The organism is Colwellia sp. KU-HH00111 (assembly GCF_040362745.1).
Lineage (GTDB): Bacteria > Pseudomonadota > Gammaproteobacteria > Enterobacterales > Alteromonadaceae > Colwellia.
The window spans coordinates 101,609-127,351 of sequence record NZ_BAABWO010000006.1 but is presented as its reverse complement, the minus strand read 5'-3'; the positions used below and the strand labels follow the sequence as shown (position 1 = coordinate 127,351).

Sequence of the window (25,743 nt, the reverse complement as noted above, 5' to 3'; positions counted from 1 at the left end):
TTTATGTTTTTAGCGCAAATTGTTTGATGAATGTTTCATGGCTAGGGAGTTGTGAAATGGTATTGTTCAAATTGTGTAAACCATTGTTCATAATACTATTAACTTGATTTGTATCAGAAATATCAATTAAACGGTCGTAATTGTCGGGCTTTATATTCATACCCGCTAGAATTGCATACCAACTCGGTGGTGTGAAAAGATCAAACTCACTGCGAAATAATCGTCCTTGGTTTTTAAATAAAGCCAGTTTTTCAGCTAAAGAGTCAGGGATAGGCATGTTTTGGCAATCTTGCCAAAATGGACTATCTGTTCTAGAGGTTGTGCAGTAATGCAAAATGATGAAATCACGAATACTTAGATATTCAATATCCATTATTCGATTGTATTCATTAATGGTTGCTTGGTGGCAATATTTGTCGGGTAACATTTCGGCAAATTTAATGACCCCTTTCATCATTAAGTGAATAGCCGTTGACTCAAGCGGCTCTAAAAATCCGGAGGATAGTCCAAGTGCTAAACAGTTACCTTTCCATAACTCCTTTCTTTTGCCTGTGGCAAAAGAGATAAATCTAGGCTCAGTGAGTTGTTTACCCGAAATATTTTTGGTTAATGCGATTAGAGCGTCTTCATCAGTACAATATTTATCACAAAATACCATGCCATTACCGGTTCTGTGCTGTAAAGGAATGCGCCATTGCCATCCCCATGGGTGGGCAATAGATTCAGTGTAAGGCACGAGTTCTCCATGGTTTTCGGTTTGTAAGGCAATACTCCTGTTCATTGGGAGATAATGTTGCCAACTTTCAAACTTAGCGCCCATTGCTCCTTCTATTAATAGTGCTTTTTGGCCGGTACAATCAATAAAAAAATCACCGGTAATGATTTGTCCATTTTTTAAGAACACACTTTTTATAAAGCCATTGTCATGCTTAGCAATGCTCTCAACATGTCCTCGAATATGATCAACACCAAGCTCAACTGAATACTCTGTTAAAAAATTTGCGACTAATAAGGCGTCAAAATGCCAAGCATAAGTTGCACCGTTTAAAATAGATTGCTGCCTAGGATCCGGGATCGCAAATTTATTTTTTTTGGCCATAGCAATTGCTGGGGAGTAATCAGTGTAGTTGTTTTGATTACCCTGTAATCTTGATTTATACCAATGTTGATAGAAGGGTTTACCATCGATATCCGCGCCAACACTGCCAAACTGGTGCCAGTAATGCTCACCGACTTTATTCCAATCCGTAAACTTTATCGCCAGTTTAAACGTTGCTTGGGTTTTTCTGACAAACTCTTGCTCGTTCACCCCCAAAAAGCGCATAAACTCAACTAAAGGGGGAATAGTTGCTTCACCAACACCAATAGTGGCAACTTCAGGTGAATCAATTAAGGTTATTTTACTCTTGGTTTGGTTTAATACCCGAGCTAAACAAGCGGCTGTTGTCCAACCGGCTGTGCCGCCACCAACAATGACAATATTATTAATGCTGTCCATCATTATTCCTGAATGTTGTGCTAGAAAAATAAAAAAAGCACAACTAAAACTCAGTTGTGCTATTACTTGCATTAGACTCTAAAAGCCCCCTTTTAGAATCTAAATGAAGCACCAACAATGTATCTAGCTTCACCAGATGAGAAACTTCTGAATAAGTTTTTCCACTCGGCGTAGCGTGATTGATTTTCACCTGTGATATTAATTGCTTCAGCCGTTAAGGTGAAGTTTTCATTAATGTCGTAGCTGATTGACGCATCCAGTTGTCCGTAATCAGAATAGTAGTTAGCCAATGGACGATCGCTATCACCAAACTGGTCAGTTAAACCGGCAATTGAAATAAAAGTATTATCGGGTGATAAGTATTCATCTCGCCATGAATAAGCAATTCTTGCATTGATGCCATTATTTTCATAAAAACCGATAATGTTATAGGCATGTTTTGAAATACCCGGTAAGGCTAAGTTATCTTTTGTTAATGAGTTTTGGTCGGTAGAAGAATCTGAATAAGTATAGTTAACAATAACCCCTAGACCATTTTCAAAGCCTTTTTGAAGGGCAAATTCAAATCCTTGTACTGAGCCACCGTCACCATTAAACGGGCGAGTTACGCCTGCACCTGATTCGCCTGCATCGCTATCGTCAGCTACAAATTCAGTATTGGTTTGGTTTACTATAAAAGATTCAACATCTTTATAGAATATACCTGCAGCAAGGTAACTCAGTTCATCCATGTACCATTCATAAGAGACATCCAATTGATTGGCTCTAAAGGGCTCTAGATCAGGGTTACCCGCTGAGCCTGAGGAGAAAACATATTGGTCTTGATCATTACGAACAAACTCTGTTCCAAAACCGCGCCCTAGAGATTGGTTACTAGGGCGTGACATAACACGGGCAAATGAAGCGCGAATGATTTGTTTATCATCTAGATCGTAACTAAAGTTTGCACTGGGTAATAAGTCCCAATAATCAGTAGATTGTGAGGTATTTGACCATGTTTTATAGGTACCATTCCAAGTGTGTGTTCCCCAGTAGTCATCTGTTTGAGGTGATGCTTGTGCACCTTTGACAGTCACTTCGGTATGAACAGCACGAACGCCAATATTTAATTTATATGGTGTGTCGTCACCTTCTAGGTCTGCTTCCGCATATAATGCAGATGTTTTGACTTCAACATTCCACGACTCTAAAGGCATAGAGTGTAAGCTAACAGGTGCGCCACCCGATATTGCTGAAAGCCATGCTTGAGGATTACCCATTTTACTCGTATCCTGAAATAGGGCGCTACTGACAGAGCCGCCACTTGGGAACCAACCATCAACAAGCGTGCCACGACTTGGATCACTAGTGAAAGTAGCAATTGGCATTGTCGATGGTGATCCACCCCACATCCAACCACCAACCCCATGAAGGTTTTGGAATAAATTTTCACCGCTTGACGTAGTTGCATCAAATGCAGTATTACCTATAGCCGCATCTAAGTAATAATACATGGGTCCCCACGCTTGATTGTCACTGACACCATCACCGTCCACATCGCCTAAATTGTGACCGTCAGGTGCAGCAATACCTGCATTAAAACCATAGTCAAAGGTAGGATCAAATGAAGCTGGAGCCCCATTTTGACTTAAATTAGTTAAATAACGACCTTGTGCAAAATCAACTTCATTATTGGCTAAACGAGCACCAAACTTAATGGTTTTAACATCACCAGCATCAATATCATATTCAGCGTTTAAACTAGCAGAGATTGCATCGTTTTCGGTTGTATCAGCAAAGCCCCAATGAGATTTATAAAACTGATATTGTTCCTCTTGTAATGGCGCATGATTCAAAAATGAAATGCCAGGAAGGCCATTTCCGCCCGTAAATTCATAAGAACGATCACCGTCATCACCTGTTACCGTGTTAGGAATAATTGTGCCAGAGCCATTACCGCTAGCGGCGTCAGCGCCGATAAAACCAGCGACTCCATAAGGCGAATAGCGTGAATCAGCAAATGCTGCTTCCTTATTTAACTCGGATTGACTCACAGTAATGTTACCGTCAAAACGCCAATCATCGAGGTAATAGTCAAAACTCAGTTTTATATTGTCGGCAGTAATGTGAGTAATTTCGCGAGCGGCATTGGTTTCACCTGCGTTTTGCTTAAAGGTTGCGTTTTTAATGACACCATTTGAATCAATGCTATAAGGCTTACTTTCATCTAAAGCGCCATCAATAGCCATTGCATATTTTTGTGCATACTCGCGGCTATCAACGTCCAATTCATTGTGAAAAATATCTAGGTTGACTTCTAAATCATCGCTAGGGCGCCATCCTAATGCTAAAGTAGCGCCAATTCGGTCACGGCTATATTCGCGGTCAGATTCATATTGCATGCCCGGAAGGATATAATTTTCTCCCATAGCTGTTTGATTGTATACCCAGCCTTGACGGTTAATGTTTTGTGCCTGATCAGAATGCACAACTTTACTATTGGTTGATAACGTTGCTATAGCCGCAAAAGAATCCCAACTATTACCAACGGCAACGGTTGCTTGAGGTTTCCACTGATCCGCATCTTGACCCATATCTGCTTTTACGTTTCCAGCGATAAAACCTTCAGTAACGCTAAAAGGAGAACGGGTTCGTAAATTTACTACACCGCCAACGCCGCCTTCAATTAATGATGCCTTTGGTGTTTTATAAACATCTACTCCACCTAGAACTTCTGCAGGCACACCTTCAAGTGAATCTTGAAATTCAGCTCGGCCTTCACCGAGCTGGAAATATTCCATCCCTGTTAAAAAGCTCTCGTTATTAAGTACCGTCAGGTTGTTAGACATGCCACGGATCCTAACGGTAGTTCCTTCGCCCGCATTGCGGTCAATCTGAATACCTGTAAGGCGCTGTAACGATTCAGCAATATTTTGATCTGGCATTTTGCCAATGTCGTCTGCTGAAATAGATTCAGTAACACCTATAGCATTGCGTTTCATATCCACAGATTGTACTAACGAACCGCGGATACCTCTGACCTCAATAATCTCTACTTGGTCATCTTGCTTTTTATTGATTTCTTCGGCTGAAAGCGCCGGAAGTGCTGCAGTTGCAGACAGAATTAAAGACAAGCTTGTTGCTATTCTTGTCTTGGTGAAAACCTTGTGATTCATGTTCATCTCCCCTCAAATTGAGATACCTTATAATTATCATTTTTATAAACACTTTATGCTTTTTTTATCTTGATGTGTAAAGGATAAATTGCAAACAAATGAAAGCGCTTACATTTAAGTTAGATTATTACGCTGGCGAGGTCAATAATTTTTTTATTAATTGGTTAAACTCGGCACATTTTTTTTAAGGAAAAAATACACGTAGTAGATCAATATTATGAACGATATTTCTATTATATGTTTATTAAACAGTACCTTATGGGGTTTGATAGGTAGTTGATCTCAAGGTGATTGATATTTTTAAAAAAATAAAAATAAATTGTAAGCGCTTACATTTATGGTGTACTCTATACCAAATTAGTAATCAAATTAGTCATTGTGTTTTATAGAAAACAGCAATCAACATAACAGGCTATTGATGTTTTTTTTAAAGCGTGAATATTTAAGACGCGCTAATGTTTATTTGAGAAGAGTGTAAACGCAGCAGAAGAAAAAATTATGAACTTAGCCTAATGCACACTAAACACTTAACACTTAACACTAACTGCTTTGATTACTTAGCTCAAAAAAGCATTTTACCCACTACAAACTACAAGAAGAAGCATATGAGAGTATCATCAAGACAACCCATGATAATTTTTACTTTGTTTTGCTTAACTGCTTGCCAGCAACAAGTAACGATCGAGCAAGACAGAGCCAAGCAAGCAATAATAAACATATCATCTGCACTAGCAACTAAACAAGATCGTTTGGCCACAGTAGAGCAAGATGTAAGCACTTTATTGTCTAAGATGACTTTAGCTGAAAAAGTGTCTTTAGCTCATGCTAGTGGTAAGTTTCATGTCAATGCGATTGAGCGGTTGGGTATCCCTCAAATGTGGCTGTCAGATGGTCCTCATGGTGTGCGACATCAAATTCAAATGCATAGTTGGGAATCAGCGGGCTGGACAGATGATTACGCAACCTACTTGCCTCATCTTACTTCGGTTGCCGCGAGTTGGAATGTTGAAATGGCCTATCTGCACGGTCAAGTATTAGGTGCAGAAGCAAGAGATAGGAACAAAGACTTTATTTTAGGGCCGGGGGTGAATTTAGCGCGTTTACCGCTGTACGGACGTAATTTTGAATACTTGGGTGAAGATCCCGTTCTTGCCGCTAAGCTCGTTGTACCACAAATTAAGGCAATTCAAGAAAATGATGTTGCTGCTACGGTTAAACATTATGCCCTAAATACCCAAGAATTAAATCGCACAGGAGTGAACGCTAAACCTAGTGAACGCACGTTAAGAGAAGTGTATCTGCCGGCTTTTGAGGCAGCGGTTAAAGATGCTGGCGTCTTAGGTATGATGGGAGCGTATAATCAATATTATGGTACCAATGCTAATCAAAGTAAGCATTTGGTTATGGATATTCTAAAAGGTGAGTGGGCCTATCAAGGTGTATTACTGACAGATTGGAATGTTGACATCAACACCTTCGATGCCGCTATGAATGGTTTAGATTTAGAAATGGGAACAGAGGTTGATGATTATCAGAATTATTATTTAGCTAAGCCTATGTTAACAATGATTGAAGCCGGACAAATTCCTGTCAGTATCGCTGATGATAAAGCGCGTCGTATTTTGCGCGTTCAGCATAGTATAGGCATGTATGATAAAAACAGAAAAAAAGGCGCTCGAAATACCCGTGCCCATCAAGCAGCTGCACGTGAAATTGCAACGCAAGGTGTGGTTTTATTAAAAAACTCTGATGTAAATGGCGCAAAAACATTACCTTGGCATCAAAATAAAATAAAAAACATCTTAGTGTTGGGTCCTAATGCTAATAAAAAGCACGGCTCAGGTGGCGGATCTTCTGAAGTTAAGTCTCTTTATGAGATTACTCCTTTAGCTGGATTAAAAGCCAAGTTTGGCGATGAGGTTAATATTGAGGTGATGCGAGCTAAAAGCAGTGAGTTAACGCCTATAGCCAGTGATTATGTCGCAAGCAAACATTGGACAGGAACTCCTGCGTGGAATATTTCATACTTTGAACAACAACAGCGTAAAACGTTAATTGAACAATCTTGGATTGTTGACTCTCAATTTAAATCTAATAGCAAGGACAAAACCCACCACATCACCATGACCGCGAAGATAAAACCATTAAAAAGTGGTATTCATCAATTGAAAGTGAAGGCTATTGGTCGTTTTCAATTAAAGATTAATGATGAAGTGATTATGTCTCACTCTAGCCATGTTAATCATAAAGAGGATATGATCTTACGCAATCACGATATTACCTTAGATAATAAAGAAGAATATCGCTTTGAAATTGAATACGATGGAAAACAAAGTTTTACCTTAGGTTGGGAAGCTCCAGGAACATTATTTACTGACGAAATAGATTATATAGCGGCAGCGAAAAAAGCCGATGCGGTGATTTACTTTGGTGGTTTAAGCCATGCAGATGATAGAGAGTCTATTGATCGCACTCATATGAAGCTCCCTAACTCACAAGATGAAATCATTGGCAAGTTGCTTGATGCTAACCCTAAAACCGTAGTGTTTTTAGTTGCTGGTTCGGCAGTGGAAATGCCTTGGGTTGACAAAGCTAATGCGGTTGTTTGGGGTTGGTATGGCGGTATGGAAGCAGGGCATGCTTTTGCTGATATTCTAGTTGGTGATGTTAATCCAAGTGGCAAACTGCCCATTACCTTACCGGTTAAACTTGAACACACGGCACCAATCGCTTTAGATGACTATAATGCAACAGAGAGTTTGTACAGTGAAGGAGTTTTTATTGGCTATCGCTGGTTTGAACAACAACAACGTAAACCATTGTTTAGCTTTGGTCATGGCCTTTCTTATAGTCAATTTGTGATAAGTGATATTGAATTGTCATCTAGCCTAGTTAAAGGTGATGACTCCCTTATTGTGACAGCAAAAGTTAAAAACATTTCAAAGCGTGCCGGTGCAGAAGTCGTTCAATTGTATCTTCATGATGTTGAGTCAAGTGTTCTACGTCCAAATAAAGAATTAAAGGGGTTTGCGAAAGTGATGTTACAACCTCAAGAGACTAAGTTGATTAAAATCCGATTAACCCGTCGTGATTTGTCTTTTTGGGATGAAATCAAGGATGAGTGGTTAGCTGAGCCAGGAGAGTTTGAAGTGCTGTTAGGAAATGCTTTAGATAATATTAGTCAACGGGCGACGTTCTGGTATGACTATAATGAGTGATAAAAGCATTATATTTTTGATTCCTCAAATATGATTGAAGATAATGGATATTGCTCTAATTGATATTGCTTTAGTAAGCGTTGATAGCTTTTGCTGCTGGAGTAATCAAGAAATGCGCGATTAAATAATGCAATAAGGCTTTTATCTTTGAAGGCCATTCGATAATGACTTTTAGCGAATACATTGTGATAGTTAAAGTGGCTAGATAACGATTCTATTTTTAACTTACGGGCAAAATAATTAAAGATATTTTTATCCATTACTACAACATCGACTCGTCCTTTGAGGAGTAGATTAGGTTGGCGTTGTTGATCGGCTACCTGAAGGAAAATAGGGCTTAAATTGACGGCATTTTCAAAGACAGGCCCTAAAATTTTATCTGCTTGTTGAAATGACGCCACTGAATAATTAGCTAGATCATTGATTGTTAATATGTTTAGCTGCTTTTCTTTGAGTGATATAGCAACGTTTTGATAGGTAATATAAATATCACTTAACTGAGATTTATCGCGAAATACTTTGGGGCTCATAGTCATAACGGCATCAATTTCATCTACCGCTAACATTTTGGGGGCATGACCATAAGAAGTGTAAACAAATTCTACAGACTTCTCCATCTTGGCGAGAACATTACGAACAAGATCTATTTCAAATCCAGCATTGTCTGCTTGAAAGACATAAGGGGGTTTGGCTAAACCTACAGCAATCATGAGTTTATCTTGAGCCTGAGATGGTAATGACAGCAAGTAACACCCAAGCACAAACAAAAAAGATAGCCAAGGTGGTTTTGATGCTCGATAGGCCTGAGGGGTATTATTTAACATCCTATTACTGACTCATTTACCATAGTTATTTATATATTAATACGGTTTTGTAGATATAACAAATATCAGACTGGTATTTTGTGTAAAAATGACAATAAAAAAGAGCAGTAAACTGCTCTTTTAACTCATTAATTAATTACAATTGAATTAGATTAACGTAAATGCTTTTTAGTGATACTTAACACTTTTAACGTATTAGAAGCACCAACAGTTTCCATTAAATCGCCGTGAGTTAAAATCACTTTATCGCCAACCACTAAGTCTGCGTTGTGGCATACCATGTTTAGAATATCATCGCTCAAGGTGGCATCATCACTATTAGTTGAATCAAATAGGATAGGATAAACGCCGCGATAAATAGCTGTTTTATTGAGCGTCTTATCATGACGTGATAACGAAAAAATCGGTAAACCTGAGGTAATACGAGACATTAATTTACTGGTTTGCCCTGACTCTGTTAATGAAATAATCGCTTTTACACCTTCCAAATGGTTTGCGGCATACATAGCTGAAAGTGCGATAGTTTCAGATGTTTCAGTAAAAGTTAGATCAATTCGGTGGTTAGAGCTATTCACTGAGCGATGTTTTTCCGCGCCGTAACAGACATTAGCCATAGCGGTAACTGTTTCAACGGGGTATTTACCTGCAGCCGTTTCAGCGCTAAGCATAACAGCATCTGTACCATCTAATACTGCATTGGCAACATCCATAACCTCTGCTCGTGTTGGCATCGGTTGTTCAATCATGGTTTCCATCATTTGTGTGGCGGTAATCACAACTCTATTTAGCTGACGAGAGCGAGTGATAATGTGCTTTTGCTTGCCTACTAGCTCAGCATCACCAATCTCAACACCTAAATCACCGCGGGCAACCATAACTACATCAGAAGCTAAAATGATGTCATCAAGTACTTTGTCATCATTAACTGCTTCAGCACGTTCAATTTTAGAGACTAAACGTGCATCACAACCAGCTTCTTGCGCTAATAAACGGGCTTCACGCATATCCGCAGCATCACGAGGAAAAGAAACGGCGAGAAAGTCGACATCAATTTCAGCGGCAAGCTTAATATCGTCTTTATCTTTTGCTGTTAGTGCTGGCGCTGTTAACCCTCCACCTTGGCGGTTAATACCTTTGTTATTTGACAAAGGACCACCAACAGTAACTTCAGTAAACACTGAAGTTAGAGATGTTGAAAGTACTTTAAGCTGAACACGACCATCATCAAGTAGTAGGATGTCACCGGTGCTCACATCTTGCACCAGCTTTTTATAATCTATGCCCACTTTCTCTTGGCAACCTTGACCTTTTTCCAAGGTGGCATCAAGTTCAAACTTATCGCCAACTGCTAGCTTGATTGGGCCATTTTTGAAGGTGGAAACACGAATTTTAGGCCCCTGTAAATCACCTAAAATACCGACATAGACACCTAATTCTTTTGCAGCTTCACGAACATTATTCGCTCTATCGATATGATCTTGAGGTACGCCGTGGGAAAAATTGAGTCTTACAACGTTAACACCCGCTGCAAGTACGGCTTTTAATTTAATTTTGTCATCAGTTGCTGGACCAAGGGTTGCAACAATTTTCGTTCTTCTAGGCATTTTAATCCTTATCACTGGTTAAGTGTTTATTACAAAAAATTAATCTTTACGTTCAAAGCGTGAGCTTCTTAAACTGTCTTTTACTTTTTTCAAATTATCTCTAAATTTACTTCCTCGTCGTAAAGTAAACCCTGTTGCTAGTACATCAACTAACGCTAGCTGAGCAATTCTGGACGACATTGGCATATACAAGTCAGTATCTTCAGCAACCTCAACAGACAGTACAATACTGCACTCTTTTGCTAGTGGCGTATCTTTAGTGGTAATACCTATTACTGTCGCATCATTTTCTTTGGCTAGACTTGCTACTTCTACTAGCGATTTTGTTCTGCCGGTATGTGATATGACAATAACCACATCACCTTGGCGACTATTTATAGCACTCATACGTTGCATTAATATGTCATCAAAATAAACAACGGGTACATTGAAGCGAAAAAACTTGTTCTGTGCATCATGAGCGACAATGGCTGAAGCACCTAGACCAAAAAATGAGATTTTATTAGCTTGTGTTAACACATCTACTGAGCGATTAATCAAGGATGCGTCTAAGTTTTTACGTGCTAATTCAAGGCTTGCCATGGTAGATTCGAAAATCTTATCAGTATATTCTTCGGCACTATCATTTTCATCAACATGACGATTAACATAAGGTGTACCGTTGGCTAAACTTTGTGCCAGATGTAATTTAAAATCAGGATAACCTTTAGTATCTAATCGACGGCAAAAGCGATTTACCGTTGGCTCACTTATGTTCGCCTGTTTTGCCAATGCCGCTATACTTGAGTGTATGACTGTGCTTGGTGAAGAGAGAATAACTTCGGCTACTTTACGCTCTGACTTGCTCAGAGTGTCTAGTTCATTAGCGATCTTTTCTAATATGTTCATTATTGTGTGACCCTAGCGCTACTTTATATAAGCCAAATAGTTTGACGTAAAAGTTGAGTTTAATAACTAATTTTAGCTATTTCATTATTGCAATATGTGCATACTGTAATTTATTTTCTGATTAAGAAACAGAAAAAATGAAATTTTATTTCATAATTGTTATTAATATACTGCGAAAACGAGGTGATTTGCAATGTTTAATAAATCAACACAGCGATTTTTTACCGATTCATTCCTGTTTTTTTGTGAAAAGTGAACAAAAAAAGTGTTCTGATATTTATTTCAAGCAAAAAAGTCAACGATAAGCGCCTTTTTTAAATAAAATGTAGTAATATTACAAAAAGTTCTTTACTGATGAGCATTCAAGCGCTAAATTAGCAGTATATGTACTTTAGTTACAAATATTGCTGTTTATTATTTTTGATGAGTAGTCGTTAATTCTCTTAGCTGTTATTAAGCTGAAAAATATCAGCTGATCACAATTAACACTTTATATACTCAGATACGGGGTCAGAAAGTTTTTATGAAAAAATTAGATTGTCAATCCGCCAGTGAAATCATTATTTTTGGCGCGTTAGGAGATTTATCGCGCAGAAAATTGTTACCCGCTTTATATCAATTAGAAGTTTGTGGTCTGATTAATGAGCAAAGTACTATTGTAGGGGTTGCCCGTCCAACTCACAGTCTTGATGAATTTAAGGCAATAGTTGTCGATAGTTTGAAAAGCTTTGTTAAAGAAGCAATCGACCAAGAAGTACTAGCACGTTTTATTGCTCGTTTAGTGTACCAACAGTTAGATATGAAAGACGCTGATGCCTATAAAGGCTTAGCGACAACCTTAGCTAAAGGTAACGATACCCGTATATATTACTTCTCAACGCCACCTGCTATATATGGCGATATTTGCCATGGGTTAGATCACGCTAACTTGATTTCGGCAAAAGACCGTGTGGTGATGGAAAAACCAATTGGGCATTGCTTAGCGTCGTCTAAAGTTATTAATGATCAGGTCGCGCGTTTCTTTAAAGAACAGCAAATATATCGCATTGACCATTATCTTGGTAAAGAAACCGTGTTAAATCTATTGGTATTACGCTTTGCTAATTCACTGTTTACTACCAATTGGGACCGCAATAGTATTGATCATGTGCAAATAACGGTCGCTGAAAGTGTGGGTATTGAAGGTCGCTGGGGCTTCTACGATGAAGCAGGTCAAATGCGCGATATGATCCAAAATCATCTTTTACAAATTTTATCTTTATTAGCTATGGAGCCACCTGCCGATTTAAGTGCTGAAAGTATTCGTGCTGAGAAATTGAAAGCAGTAAAAGCTCTTTGTCCTATTGATAGAACCAACATCAAAGAAAAAACCGTGCGTGGTCAGTACGCAGATGGCTTTTTAAATGGCATTGCGGTACCGGGTTATTTAAATGAAGAAGGCGCGAATACAGACAGTAAAACCGAAACTTTTGTTGCCATTAAAGCAGAAATTGATAACTGGCGCTGGTCAGGTGTGCCTTTCTATTTAAGGACAGGTAAACGTATGCCTGCAAAGCACAGTGAAATTGTTGTGCACTTTAAAGCCCAACCTCATAACATTTTTAAAGACAGTTATAGTGATTTACCGGCTAATAAATTGACCATCCGTTTGCAACCTGATGAAGGGGTTGAGTTACAAATGATGAATAAAATTCCAGGTATAGCAACTCAGATGAACATCCAAGAAAATAAACTTGATTTGAGTTTTAATGAAACCTATAAAAATCAACGAGTAATTGATGCTTATGAACGCCTAATGCTTGAAATTTTAAACGGTAATCAATCATTGTTTGTAAGTCGCGATGAAGTTGAAGCAGCTTGGACTTGGGCTGACAGTATTATTGATGCATGGCAATCTACCAATGAAGCACCAAAACCATATGCTGCAGGTTCATGGGGACCCGTTTCTTCTATATCGTTAATCGCGCGAGATGATCGCCAGTGGGTAGAATAAACTATGCATCACATTAATAACTTTGTAACACGAACGCAATTAGATCAAGCACTAGCAGACAAGGTGAGCCAGCTTCTTCAAGCAGCTATAGCGGTGAAAGGTAAAGCAAGCCTTGCTGTTTCAGGTGGTTCAACACCCAAGGGCTTTTTTACTTTATTGGCTAATAAAGATATTGATTGGAAGAAGGTAACGATAACCCTAGTAGACGAGCGTTGGGTTGATATTAACTCAGATGCTAGTAACACCCGTCTAGTGCATGAAAACTTATTACAAAATAAAGCAGCAGCAGCTAAGTTTTTCCATTTAAAACAGGGTGATACATTATCTAACGAGACCTTGTCGGATCTAAATATTGCGGTAGATAATTTATTATTGCCTTTAGATGTTGTGATTTTAGGCATGGGTGAAGATGGTCATACTGCTTCGCTATTTCCATGTAGTGAACAAATACACACGGGCTTAGCGTTATCAAATCAAAGTTCATTAATAAAAGTTGAGCCAACCACTGCACCTCATCAACGCATTACCTTTAGTTTTGCTGCATTACGGCAAAGTGCTCATGTATTTTTACATCTTTGTGGTGACAGTAAAAAAACAGTGTTAACGAAAGCCTTGAGCGATAGTGATATTTTTGAAATGCCAATTCGTGCGTTTTTACAAGACCAAGCTATTGATACTCAGGTGTATTGGGCTGAGTGATCACAATTAAAATGAAATTGAAAAATTAAGAAGTAGACCTATGACAGTAACAATGAAGCAAGAAATAGTAGACATTACTGAGCGAATTATCGCGCGAAGTGCTCTAACTCGCAAAGCGTACTTAGCGAAAATCTCCGCAGCAAAATCTAATACGGTTCATCGTGCTAGCTTGTCTTGTGGTAATTTAGCCCATGGTTTTGCTGCATGTGGCAAAGAAGACAAGCAAACCATTAAAGGCCTCAATCATTCAGATGTCGCGATAGTATCAGCCTATAATGATATGCTAAGTGCTCATCAGCCTTATGAAACCTATCCGCAAATTATTAAAGAAGCGGTGAAATCAACCGGAGGGGTTGCACAATTTGCTGGCGGTGTACCTGCAATGTGTGACGGGGTAACACAAGGTCAACCAGGTATGGATTTAAGCCTGATGAGCCGTGATGTGATTGCGATGGCCACGAGTATTGGCTTATCGCATAATATGTTTGATGGCGCCTTGATGCTTGGTATTTGCGACAAAATTGTTCCCGGGCTACTGATCGCTAGTATGACTTTTGGTCACTTACCTACCGCATTTATACCCGCAGGTCCTATGCCTTCAGGTATTCCAAATAAAGAAAAAGCGCGAGTACGCCAGCAATATGCCCAAGGTGAAGTTGATGAAGCAGCACTATTAGAAGCTGAATCAGCCTCTTATCATGCTCCAGGAACTTGTACCTTCTTTGGTACCGCTAACTCTAATCAATTGGTCGTTGAGGTGATGGGACTTCATCTACCTGGTGCTTCATTTGTTGCCCCAAACACACCACTACGAACCGAGTTAACAAAAGCCGCAGCACGTCAAGTGACACGTTTAACGCAGCAGTCAGGCAATTATATGCCAATTGGTAAAATGGTTGACGAACGCTCAGTCGTCAATGCTATTGTCGCCTTGTTAGCTACTGGTGGCTCAACCAATTTAACTATGCACATTATTGCTGTAGCGAAAGCGGCTGGCATCATTATTAATTTTCAAGACTTTAACGACTTGTCACACGCCGTACCATTAATCACTAAAATTTACCCTAACGGTCAGGCAGATATAAATCAGTTCCAAGAAGCAGGCGGCATGGCATTATTGTTTAAACAGCTTATTAATGCTGGTTTATTACATGAAGATGTTGAAACTATTTGTGGTCGAGGCCTAACACGATATACCCAAACACCTATCCTTGAAAATGGTCAACTAATTTGGGTTGATGGTGTCGATAAATCATTAGATGACGATGTTATTGCTACTGTAGAGAAACCATTTAAAGCTGATGGTGGCTTAAAAACACTAAAAGGTAATTTAGGTACATCAGTGCTGAAAACATCGTCATTGCGTGAGGGCAGTTATGTCATTAAAGCACCTGCTGTTGTTTTTGAAGATCAACACGAATTACAAGCGGCGTTTGATAAAGGTGAATTAGAAAAAGACTTTGTTGCTGTGGTTCGCTTTCAAGGGCCTAAAGCGCGAGGTATGCCAGAATTACACAAATTAACGCCACCTTTGGGTGTGCTTCAAGACAAAGGTTTTAAAGTTGCCTTGGTGACTGACGGACGCATGTCTGGAGCTTCAGGTAAAGTGCCTGCTGCAATCCATTTGTGTCCAGAGGCACTAGATGGTGGCTTAATCGCTAAAGTTAAAACTGGCGATATGATCAATCTTGATGGTGAAACAGGCGAGTTAACTTTGTTAGTGGATGAAAAAGAATTAGCTGCACGCGATGCTGCTATTTTTCAAGTTAATGGTCATCACCAAGGAATGGGGCGTGAAATTTTTGGTTTTATGCGACGTAATTTAAGTTCAGCAGAAACCGGTGCTTGTTCTTTATTTGATGAATAAACAGTCAATAAAGAACCATCAAATAATAAAATATTAATGATAGAAATTTACGCATTACTCAGTATTGCATGCAAAGAAACAGTAGAGGATTTATGACAGTATCAAAAAATTGGCAAATTATGCCTAAGGATCTTTTCGCTATGGGGCCTATTGTGCCTGTATTAGTGATTGATAGAGTAGAGGATGCCTTGCCAATTGCTGAAGCACTTTTAGCGGCAGATGTTAAAGTGCTTGAAGTAACCTTACGTACCCCGTCAGCACTCGATGTGATCAGTGCTATTGCCAAAGAGTTACCTGAAGCTGTTATTGGCTCAGGTACCGTGACTAATCGTCAACAACTACAGCAATCTATTGATGCGGGTGCAAAATTTGCAATTAGCCCTGGCTTAACTAAAGATTTATTACAGGCAGGCAACGAGAGTGAGATTGCGCTAATTCCGGGCATTTCTTCTATTTCTGAGTTAATGGATGCCTCAGATTTTGGCTACGATCATTTAAAGTTTTTCCCTGCTGAAGCTTCTGGTGGGGTAAATGCAATTAAATCAATTGGTGGCCCATTCCCAGATATTAAATTCTGCCCAACAGGTGGCATTAACTTAAACAATGTTCGTGATTATTTAGCTTTGCCTAACGTTATTTGCTGCGGCGGCTCTTGGTTAGTGCCTAATCAAGCTGTTGTAAGTAAAAATTGGTCGCAAATCACCCAACTAGCAAATGAAGCTATCGCTTTTGTAAAATAGATGTTGATGCTGTAATTCATCATCAAAGCGCTGTTAAAAAGAAATAGGCTTTCTTTTACTTCTGCTTGCAGTATCAACAGGTGTTGGTACTGCTTTTTTTTGTTTGTTATTTTTCTTTGTCGCTTGTTTGACTTGTGACTGATCAATAGCTTGCGCTTGTTGTGATAGATTAGGAGCAGGGGGCGCGGGTTGCAACGCAGTTTCTTTGGCTAAGGACTCGTTAATCACAACTTGAATTACCTCACCATTAAATTCAACAACATCATTATGGTATATTTTTTTTCTTTTTTGGCACTCGACTTCACCATTCAGTAAAACGTAACCTTCACTTATCACCACTTTTGCCTCGCCACCACCGGCAACTAAATCAGCAATCTTAAGGAGTTTGCATAGTTCAATGGGTTGTTGATCTAATTGGATTTCTAAGTAACTTGCGGGTTGGTCTGACATTTATAGCTCAATTTTTTTTACTAAATAATAGGTACAGTAGTTATTTTATCAGTTTTTCTTTCAAGAAACCTTTATAAATTTTACCTTGATTAACAGGGTATTAGTTTTAATTATGTGTTTTTTTTCTTTCAAAGTAAAAAAATAACTTGAATAAGTGGTACGACCAGTGTTTAATCAAGGGTATCTAAAGTTACAATGCTGAGACTAAATGTACCGTTATCAAATATAGCGCTACAGATTACAGCATCAATATTATCTTAGCGGTAGGAGCAACATATGCTTAGTTACAAGGCACCCATAACAGACATCAAATTTCTTATTGAAGATGTATTTGATTATTATGGACATTATAAAAAATACCCTGAATTTGAAGAAGCAACACCCGATTTGACGGATGCTATTTTGCAAGAATGTGCCAAGTTTTGTGAAAATGAACTGCTTCCTATCTATCAAAGTGGTGATAAAGAAGGCTGTACTTTTGATAACGGTAAAGTAACTACCCCTAAAGGTTTTAAAGAAGCATACAATCAATATGTAGCAGGTGGCTGGCAAAGTTTGTCACATCCTGTTGAACATGGTGGACAAGGGTTACCACCTTCACTGGGCATGGCTAAATCAGAAATGATGGGTACGGCTAACTGGTCTTGGGCTATGTACCCAGGCTTGAGTCATGGCGCAATGAATACGGTACAAACTCATGGCAGTGATGCACAAAAAGAATTGTATCTAACTCGCTTAACTGAAGGGACTTGGACCGGCACCATGTGTTTAACTGAGCCTCAATGTGGTACAGATTTAGGGCAAGTTAAAACCAAAGCTGAGCCGAATGGCGATGGTACTTATAATATTACCGGCACCAAAATATTCATCTCAGCAGGTGAGCATGATTTAACTGATAATATTATTCATATTGTATTAGCTAGATTGCCTGGCGCACCTGCAGGCACTCGTGGTATATCATTGTTTATTGTTCCAAAAATTAAAACAGATGCACAAGGCAACTTAGGTGAAGCCAATAATGTTGTGTGTGGTTCAATCGAAGATAAAATGGGCATTAAAGCTTCTGCTACTGCCGTGTTAAATTTTGATAATGCCGTTGGTGAATTAATCGGACCAGAAAATAAAGGCTTGGAATGTATGTTCACCTTTATGAATACTGCACGTGTAGGTACGGCATTACAAGGCATATGTACCGCTGAACTAGCGTTTCAAAACTCTTTGATTTATGCAAAAGAACGTTTATCTATGCGCGCCCTAACAGGTAAGAAGTTTCCAGAGCAAGTAGCTGATCCTATTATTGTTCATCCGGATGTTAGGAAAATGTTGATGACACAAAAGGCCATTTCTGAAGGTGGTCGTGCCATGATTTATTATACCGCTAAGATTGTCGATGAGATTGAAATGGCCAAAACTGATGCAGAAAAGAAAGCTGCAGATGATCGCCTTGGCTTTATTACGCCCATTTTAAAAGCATTTCTAACTGAGCTTGGCTCTGAAAGTGCAAACCATGGTTTGCAAATATTTGGTGGCCATGGCTTTATCAAAGAGTGGGGCATGGAGCAGATTGTTCGTGATGCCAGAATAGCTACCTTATATGAAGGTACTACAGGCATACAAGCATTAGATTTACTGGGGCGTAAAATTCTGCTTACGCGTGGTAAATCCTTAAAAGCTTTTGCAAAAGAAGTACTCTCATTTTGTAAAGACAAAAGCTTAATTTCAAGTAACCCACATAAACGACAAATGAATAAATTTATTTGGCCATTAAGTAAACAAGTTGCTAACTTACAGCAATATACGTTGAGATTAGCGCTAAAAGCGAAGAAAGACCGTGACATTGTTGGTTCAGCTTCTGTGGATTACCTCATGTATTCTGGTTACATCGTAATGGCTTACTTTTGGGCGCAAATGGCACAATCTGCTTATGAAAAGTTAGCCACAGATGTAGAAAACCGTGATTTTTATCGTGCTAAAATTAAAACAGCCGAATTCTACTTTGAACGCATGTTGCCAAGAACTAAGTCGTTAGCCAAGACTATGATGGCGGATCCAAAAACATTAATGCAACTTGATCAAGCGTTAATATCTATATCATAATGTTTTAGATTGTTGAAACCAAAACGCACAAGTGAGAGCTTGTGCGTTTTTTGCTTTGTAGACTCTGAGCGTTTTATTAACTTGGAATAAGTTAATGGCTTGCTTCACCTGCAATAAGTTCGCTGTGATCAAAATCATCAACGCTTATCACTGCTTTTCTGCCTTGTTCGGCTTTGATTAATAACTGCGCTTCTTTTTCTGAAATAGCATTAGCGGCTAAACCTAATTCAGCAGCTTTGTCTAAATCATAAAAAGGCAGGTTCTTATCGATTGCAATGCACACTTTCGAAAAAACTGGCTCGCATGCAATAATATCTTCTAATGTTTGCTCTAAAATACCAAAGACATTTTTACCATCTCTCACTAAATATTGCCATTTTCCAAGCCGGTCTCTCGTGTCACTAGGGGTTTGCAACAAGGTTGCTACTTGATGATCTAAGGTATCAGACGGTTTAGTTAGCCAAGTTCCTAACGGAAAAATAATAAGCCTTAACAAGTATGCTAGCCCTTTATTAGGAAAGTTGCTCAATAAGTTATCAATAGCTTGTTGTATATTGAATAATGAATCTTCAACTGCCCATTGTAATAAAGGTAAGTCTTGGGCTTGTCTGCCTTCATCATTGAAACGTTTTAAACAAGCACTGGCAAGATATAAATGACTTAATACATCGCCAAGTCTTGCAGATATGCGTTCTTTGCGCTTTAAGTCAGCACCAAGCGACAACATGGCAATGTCGCTGAGCATGGCTAAATTTGCACTAAAGCGAGTTAATAACTGATAATAGCGTTTAGTTTGATCACGATAAGGCACTGACAAAAAGCGTGCACCAGTAAATGAGAACCATAAGCTTCGGCTAATATTGCTGATAGCGAAACCAATATGACCAAACAGCGCATGATCAAATTCATTTAGTGCTAAGGCTTCATCACTTTGATTAGCAGCTTGTATTTCAGCTAATACATAAGGGTGACAACGAATTGCACCCTGACCATAGATAATTAAGCTGCGCGTTAAAATATTGGCTCCTTCAACAGTTATAGCAATGGGCGCTCCTTGATAACCACGGGCAAGGTAATTGCTTGGCCCCATACAAATGCCTTTTCCGCCATGAATATCCATAGCATCAATAATAGAAGAGCGCATTTTCTCGGTTAGATGATACTTAGCAATAGCAGAGATCACTGAGGGCTTTTCACCCAGATCTATAGCGCCGGTCGACATAGTGGTTACCGCATCCATTAAATAAGCATTGCCGCCAATACGTGCTAATGGCTCTTCAATACCTTCCATTTTACCAATAGGTACTTTAAATTGACGTCGAATTCTACTGTAAGCACCGGTAGCTAATGCTGTTGCTTTGATCCCTCCAGCACTGTTAGATGGAAGGGTTATAGCACGGCCAACTGAAAGACATTCAACCAACATCCGCCAACCGTGACCTGCCATTTCCTTGCCGCCGATAATATAATCAAGGGGTACAAACACATCTTTACCTTGGGTTGGTCCATTTTGAAAAGGTATATTCAAAGGAAAATGTCGACGACCAATAGTAATGCCATCAAGGTTGGTTGGGATCAAAGCACAGGTAATGCCTATCTCTTTTTTATCACCAAGCAAGCTGTCAGGATCTTCAAGTTTAAAGGCTAAACCTAGCACAGTGGCTACTGGGGCTAGGGTAATATAACGTTTATCCCAATTAAGCTTAATACCCAGTATTTCTTCACCTTCAAACACTTGTTGGCATATCACGCCAGTATCTGGAATAGCACCGGCATCAGAGCCAGCTTCAGGGCTAGTTAAGGCAAAACAAGGGATCTCTTCCCCCCTAGCAAGGCGCGGCAAGTAATGATCTTGCTGGGCTTTTGTGCCATATTCTTGTAATAATTCGCCAGGGCCTAATGAATTTGGGACGCCCACGGTACTCGCTAATACAGAGCTAACCCCGGTTAATTTTTGTAGCACTCTTGATTGAGCAAAAGCAGAAAACTCAAGGCCACCATACTGTTTCTTAATTATCATGGCGAAAAATTTGTGCTCTTTTAAAAATTGCCATACTTCAGGAGGTAAATCAGCTAATTGATGTGTTACCTGCCAATCACTTACCATGGCACATAATTCTTCAACGGGTCCTTCTAAAAATGTTTTCTCTTGAGCACTCAATCGAGGTTGAGGATAATTATGTAATTTTGTCCAACTGGGGTTGCCACGAAATAACTCTCCTTCAAACCAAGTAGTGCCCGCATCAATGGCTTGTTGTTCAGTATCAGACATTTGCGGCATTATTTTTTTGAATATGGCTAATAATGGCATGCTGATAAATTGCAAACGAATGTTGTCTAGGTTGACAGGAAGCATGATAACGGCAAAGAGTAACCAAGAAACAAACCCAATAATATCGAAAAAAGTACCGATGGCCATCAATATTAAAAAAGCAAAGGTAAAGCTTGAAAGTGATGCTCTTGAATAGCTCATAAACCATGCGAGCGAGAAGGCGGCAATTAACCAGAGGCAGATATCCACAAAAAATCCTTATATGTTGTTAAAGTGAAAGAAATTGAATTTTTTACACTATTTAATTGTATAATCTATTTATAGATTAAAATGTCCGGATTACCAAGCGTTTGTTTTGTTTTAAGTTGTGGTTATAGCTAGCTTAAAATTAAGGTTTAGTGAACTGTCGAGTTACTGCTGTAGATATTGGTTCAGTTGTAGTAGTAGGTTTAGGTTTAGTTAATAGGGTGAGTTATGTGTGAATTATTGGCAATGTCTGCGAATGTGCCAACTGATATTTGTTTCAGCTTTAGTGGGTTAATGCAACGAGGAGGTAATACTGGCCCTCATAAAGATGGTTGGGGAATTACCTTTTATGAAGGTAAAGGCTGTCGTAGTTTTAAAGATCCTAACCCGAGTGCTCATTCACCTATCGCAGATTTAGTCACAAAATACCCGATGAAGAGTGAGTCGGTAGTGTGCCATATTCGTCAGGCAAATTCTGGTGGTGTTTGTTTAGAAAATACTCACCCGTTTATACGACAAATGTGGGGAAAAAACTGGACTTACGCACATAATGGTCAACTTAAGACTTTTACGGAAAAGTTACCGATTAAACTGCATTTACCTATAGGAACTACTGACAGTGAGCATGCATTTTGTTGGATTTTAGATCAACTTCATTATGAGTTTGGCGCTCAAGAGCCCACACCTGAAGATCTTTTCAAATATATTGCCACACTTGCACGACAAATTGACGCGCTTGGCGTTGCCAATATTATTATTAGTGATGGTGCTTGCTTATTTGCTTATTGTTCTAATAATTTGCACTGGATCACCCGTCGTGCCCCTTTTGGCAAGGCCAGTTTAATTGATGCTGAAGTGGCTATAGATTTCTGTGAAGAAACTACAGATAACGATATTGTTACTATTATAGCTACTCAACCACTTACAGATGATGAAAACTGGCACAAAATGAATGCAGGCGATTGGCACTTGTTTTGTTTAGGTGAATCTATTATTGGTGGCAAATAAGCGTCACTTGAGTAATGGTATGGATACCTTTACTCTAATTTATTTTACCCCAAGCTGATAACAATACACTTAGCTACTTGCCATTAATTACCTTCTGCTTAATACCATATAGGGCCATATCTTCAATATAGGGTCTAACACCATATCTTCATTAATATTTGTTCATGTCTTCACTAGCACAGCGAGTGTTTGTTATTATTTCAGGTAGTTCTATTAACTAAATATCAGTAAATTAGCATTCTAATTATTATCGGCTACACTTATTAAGTTGTTGAAGTATAATTTAAATTGCCGTTAGGATTGTTAATGAACAGTAAAAATAAAACTATGGGATACGTCGCTATTAATAACATTATTTGTGAGCCAAGTTATATTGAACGTATGGAGTATTTGTTTTCAACTCGAGCAAGGGAAATTGACAATATACCCGGTTTTCAACATATGGAGGTGTTAAAACCTATGGCATCACAAGATCCTGATGCGGCTTTTCTTGTCATAAGCCATTGGGACAGTATGGATTGTTTTGAAAACTGGACTAAATCAGAAGAATTTAAAAAAGGGCATGAACGTGCCTTTGCTGATTTAAAAAAAGCCAAAGAATCAGGACAGAAACCACCGATGATGTCTACTTTTGGTAGGTACGAAATAATCAGTAATTAGTAATTAGTAATTAGTAATTAGTAATTAGTAATTAGTCATTATTTCTGATTAGGACGTCAAGGAACCCGCATGTATAAAGTGGTGATAAATCATGATTGAAAACGACCTTTACAATGATTATTTGAAAAACTTAACCTCTGGGCAACGCGCTAAACTATCTGATGCTGTCAATGGCCTTTTAAAAGAAGGAATACCCGTTCCTGAGTTATATGAGGAGCTTATTAGACGGTCTTTGTATCAAGTTGGAGAATTATGGTAAAAGAATCAAGTTTCGGTTGCTACTGAACATATGGCTACTGCGATGACAGAAGGCTTACTTAATCAAATTTATCCGCAATTAGCGCGTCAAGACAGTAATAACAAAACAGCACTAATATGCTCTGTTGAAGGTGAACCTCATCAGGTTGGAGCCAAGATGGTTTGTGATATTCTTGAAATGGCCGGTTGGGAAAGTTTCTTTCTTGGAGCGAACACGCCTACTTTTGAATTAATTGCTTTTGCCCATGAAAACCATCCAGATTTGATTGGCTTATCGATGTCGAGCTATTTTAACTTGATGGGGCTAAAAAAGATGATAAATGCAATGCGTGCAGAGTTTGCTGATCTGCCTATTATTATCGGTGGTCAAGGTTTGCTGACAAACGGCGAGGATATCGCTAATCAATTTGCACATGTTTATTATGTAGAGAATCTTGCAGCACTCAATGAATTTTTGCAAAGCAATTCACTATAAAAACAACAGCGTTAAAATGCTAATTAATTTTTTGAAGTCATTGAAATAGTTTTATCAAAGGAGAAGGTAAGTGAACAAAGAACAATTAGTAGCGTCAGCTCTAAATTTAGTAAAGGTTTCACCAGAAACGATAGTAGAATATAGTGCTAAAAGAGCAACGATAACGGCCGGGTTAAATAAAAATTTGGAGCAACGTGAAGATTTAGATGACTTGGTAGGTGCAGGTAATCAAGATATGATGCGAGATAATCATAGTAATCACAGCCGTTTTGTTGAAGCTATGCTCAATGAATATAATCCAGAGGTTCTGGTTGATACTGTGCTTTGGGTATTTAGGGCATATCGCTCTCATGGCTTTCAACTGACATACTGGTCAGCACAATTGAATGGTTGGCTTACACTACTAGAGCAAGAGCTAACTAAACAATCGTATCTCGAAATTGAACCATTATATCGATGGTTTATCATCAATCAGTCTAGTTTTGTTGAGTTAACTGATGAGTAAGATTAATTAAAATGCCACTAAATGATTTTATTCTATGAAGTTTAGTAATCCGCTGAAATGGCCTGAGCCATTTGCTACCTTGATGCAGGAAAGCTCTAGCCAAGTATTAGGTGTATTTGATTGTCATCAAAAGATGCTTTATGCGAACCGAGGTTTGCTCGATATTGTTGGTGATGATGTAGAGAGTGCCGCTAATTACTTAGTAAACCCTACATTTGAGCAGTTATTATCTACAGAGCCAGATGACGAGTATAAAGTTTTTTCAGGCATCGCAACCTTAGGTAACGGGCTCGAGATAAATATTAGTTTGTTAGCTCATTGCTTTGTCGAAAACGAAAAGCTCATTGTTTATGGCGAATATGATGTTTGTGAGCTTAATCACTTGAACAATACTGTGTTAGATCAGAACATAACTATTAATAATCTTCAGCGTGAAATGATCAAGAAAAACAGGCACCTTGATAACACTCTTAACGAATTACGTAATACTCAGGATTTGTTAATTCATTCAGAAAAAATGAGTGCTTTAGGGCAAATGGTCGCTGGTGTTGCCCATGAAATTAATAACCCGCTAGCCTTTGTTAATAGTAATTTACATTACCTTGCTACCTCATTCGACGACGTTGCTCAAGCCTACCAAAGTATTGAAGAATTGGGCAAGTCAGCGGGTATAGCGTCAGAGCCACTGCATAAAATTAGAAGTCAATACAATCTTGATTTCGTATTTGAAGATGTTGAGGATTTGGTTAAAGGCTCTCAGAATGGGCTAGAGCGAGTGACCAAAATTGTTGGCGATCTACGCCAGTTTTCCCATCTTGATGAAGCAGAAGTTCAGAGTGTTGACTTAGCGCCGAATTTAACCAGTACAATTTCTTTGGCAAGTCCGCAATTGAGCATCAATAATGTGTCTTGCCGCCTTGAGTTAGATAATCTGCCACTTATCCAATGCTACCCTTCAGAGCTCAACCAGGTTTTTCTAAACATTATTATTAATGCATCACAAGCAATGGAAACCGGAGGAGAGATTATAATTAAAGGTTCATTGCAAGATAATGATAAAATTCAATTATCATTTGCTGACTCTGGTTGTGGTATGACAACAGAGGTAAAGAAAAAAGTCTTTGATCCCTTTTATACCACTAAACCTGTAGGTGCAGGAACGGGGCTAGGTATGAGCATTGCGTATAAAATAATTACAGAACGTCATAAAGGCAGTATCGAAGTGAGTTCAGAACTTAATAAAGGGACGACCTTTACAATCTTATTACCTATCGCAGGAGTATAGT

Annotated in this window: 19 protein-coding genes; 12 read left to right on the top strand and 7 right to left on the bottom strand. The window is 38.8% G+C overall.

Annotation, left to right across the window (positions count from 1 at the left end):
- Position 1: 1 nt before the first annotated feature.
- Both ABXG98_RS12375 and ABXG98_RS12370 read right to left on the bottom strand, forming a co-directional pair.
- Positions 2–1,570, bottom strand: coding sequence for a tryptophan halogenase family protein (locus ABXG98_RS12375; RefSeq protein ID WP_353539002.1), 1,569 nt, complete (start codon positions 1,568–1,570; stop codon positions 2–4).
- Positions 1,571–1,590: 20 nt separating this feature from the next.
- Positions 1,591–4,653 (bottom strand): TonB-dependent receptor, encoded by a 3,063-nt coding sequence (locus tag ABXG98_RS12370; protein ID WP_353539001.1) that lies wholly within the window; start codon positions 4,651–4,653, stop codon positions 1,591–1,593.
- 629 nt (positions 4,654–5,282) lie between these two features.
- Between ABXG98_RS12370 and ABXG98_RS12365 the strand changes: the two genes are divergently transcribed.
- Positions 5,283–7,871 carry a glycoside hydrolase family 3 C-terminal domain-containing protein gene (locus tag ABXG98_RS12365; RefSeq protein WP_353539000.1) on the top strand — a complete coding sequence of 863 codons (2,589 nt, stop codon included), beginning with the start codon at positions 5,283–5,285 and terminating at the stop codon, positions 7,869–7,871.
- Between the two features lie 8 nt (positions 7,872–7,879).
- On the opposite strand, the gene ABXG98_RS12360 is transcribed toward ABXG98_RS12365, so the two are convergent.
- The 3 genes from ABXG98_RS12360 to ABXG98_RS12350 all read right to left on the bottom strand — a co-directional run bounded on the left by ABXG98_RS12360 (position 7,880) and on the right by ABXG98_RS12350 (position 11,187).
- Entirely contained in the window at positions 7,880–8,695 is an 816-nt protein-coding gene (locus ABXG98_RS12360) for a substrate-binding periplasmic protein (RefSeq protein WP_353538999.1), read from the bottom strand.
- A 152-nt stretch (positions 8,696–8,847) separates the two neighbouring features.
- Positions 8,848–10,299 (bottom strand): pyruvate kinase, encoded by a 1,452-nt coding sequence (gene pyk / locus ABXG98_RS12355; protein WP_353538998.1) that lies wholly within the window; start codon positions 10,297–10,299, stop codon positions 8,848–8,850.
- A 39-nt stretch (positions 10,300–10,338) separates the two neighbouring features.
- Positions 10,339–11,187, bottom strand: a complete 849-nt coding sequence (locus ABXG98_RS12350) for a MurR/RpiR family transcriptional regulator (protein WP_353538997.1) — start codon at positions 11,185–11,187, stop codon at positions 10,339–10,341.
- Positions 11,188–11,710: 523 nt separating this feature from the next.
- Here ABXG98_RS12350 and zwf point away from each other — a divergent pair.
- The 4 genes from zwf (at position 11,711) to ABXG98_RS12330 (ending at position 16,486) form a co-directional block, all read left to right on the top strand.
- Positions 11,711–13,180, top strand: a complete 1,470-nt coding sequence (zwf, locus tag ABXG98_RS12345) for a glucose-6-phosphate dehydrogenase (protein WP_353538996.1) — start codon at positions 11,711–11,713, stop codon at positions 13,178–13,180.
- 3 nt (positions 13,181–13,183) lie between these two features.
- Positions 13,184–13,879, top strand: coding sequence for a 6-phosphogluconolactonase (gene pgl / locus ABXG98_RS12340; RefSeq protein WP_353538995.1), 696 nt, complete (start codon positions 13,184–13,186; stop codon positions 13,877–13,879).
- Between the two features lie 52 nt (positions 13,880–13,931).
- Positions 13,932–15,746 (top strand): phosphogluconate dehydratase, encoded by a 1,815-nt coding sequence (gene edd / locus ABXG98_RS12335; RefSeq protein WP_353539170.1) that lies wholly within the window; start codon positions 13,932–13,934, stop codon positions 15,744–15,746.
- A 92-nt stretch (positions 15,747–15,838) separates the two neighbouring features.
- Entirely contained in the window at positions 15,839–16,486 is a 648-nt protein-coding gene (locus ABXG98_RS12330) for a bifunctional 4-hydroxy-2-oxoglutarate aldolase/2-dehydro-3-deoxy-phosphogluconate aldolase (protein WP_353538994.1), read from the top strand.
- A gap of 33 nt (positions 16,487–16,519) precedes the next feature.
- Here ABXG98_RS12330 and ABXG98_RS12325 read toward each other — a convergent pair whose 3' ends face one another.
- Entirely contained in the window at positions 16,520–16,936 is a 417-nt protein-coding gene (locus ABXG98_RS12325) for an RNA-binding S4 domain-containing protein (RefSeq protein WP_353538993.1), read from the bottom strand.
- 276 nt (positions 16,937–17,212) lie between these two features.
- On the opposite strand from ABXG98_RS12325, the gene ABXG98_RS12320 reads away from it, so the two are divergent.
- Positions 17,213–19,033 (top strand): acyl-CoA dehydrogenase C-terminal domain-containing protein, encoded by a 1,821-nt coding sequence (locus tag ABXG98_RS12320; RefSeq protein ID WP_353538992.1) that lies wholly within the window; start codon positions 17,213–17,215, stop codon positions 19,031–19,033.
- A gap of 91 nt (positions 19,034–19,124) precedes the next feature.
- Here ABXG98_RS12320 and fadE read toward each other — a convergent pair whose 3' ends face one another.
- Positions 19,125–21,554 (bottom strand): acyl-CoA dehydrogenase FadE, encoded by a 2,430-nt coding sequence (gene fadE, locus ABXG98_RS12315; protein WP_353538991.1) that lies wholly within the window; start codon positions 21,552–21,554, stop codon positions 19,125–19,127.
- Positions 21,555–21,779: 225 nt separating this feature from the next.
- Here fadE and ABXG98_RS12310 point away from each other — a divergent pair, with 225 nt between their 5' ends.
- From ABXG98_RS12310 to ABXG98_RS12285, 6 genes are all read left to right on the top strand, one after another.
- Positions 21,780–22,559: a class II glutamine amidotransferase gene (locus tag ABXG98_RS12310; RefSeq protein ID WP_353538990.1), complete on the top strand. Its 780-nt coding sequence runs from the start codon at positions 21,780–21,782 to the stop codon at positions 22,557–22,559.
- 306 nt (positions 22,560–22,865) lie between these two features.
- The gene (locus ABXG98_RS12305; RefSeq protein WP_353538989.1) at positions 22,866–23,219 is read left to right on the top strand and encodes an antibiotic biosynthesis monooxygenase family protein; all 354 of its coding nucleotides are present in this window, start codon (positions 22,866–22,868) and stop codon (positions 23,217–23,219) included.
- 91 nt (positions 23,220–23,310) lie between these two features.
- Entirely contained in the window at positions 23,311–23,478 is a 168-nt protein-coding gene (locus tag ABXG98_RS12300) for a B12-binding domain-containing protein (RefSeq protein ID WP_353538988.1), read from the top strand.
- 42 nt (positions 23,479–23,520) lie between these two features.
- Positions 23,521–23,952, top strand: a complete 432-nt coding sequence (locus ABXG98_RS12295) for a cobalamin B12-binding domain-containing protein (protein ID WP_353538987.1) — start codon at positions 23,521–23,523, stop codon at positions 23,950–23,952.
- A 70-nt stretch (positions 23,953–24,022) separates the two neighbouring features.
- Positions 24,023–24,457, top strand: a complete 435-nt coding sequence (locus ABXG98_RS12290) for a hypothetical protein (RefSeq protein WP_353538986.1) — start codon at positions 24,023–24,025, stop codon at positions 24,455–24,457.
- Positions 24,458–24,491: 34 nt separating this feature from the next.
- Complete coding sequence (locus ABXG98_RS12285) at positions 24,492–25,742, top strand: sensor histidine kinase (RefSeq protein WP_353538985.1); 1,251 nt, start codon at positions 24,492–24,494, stop codon at positions 25,740–25,742.
- Position 25,743: the final 1 nt, after the last annotated feature.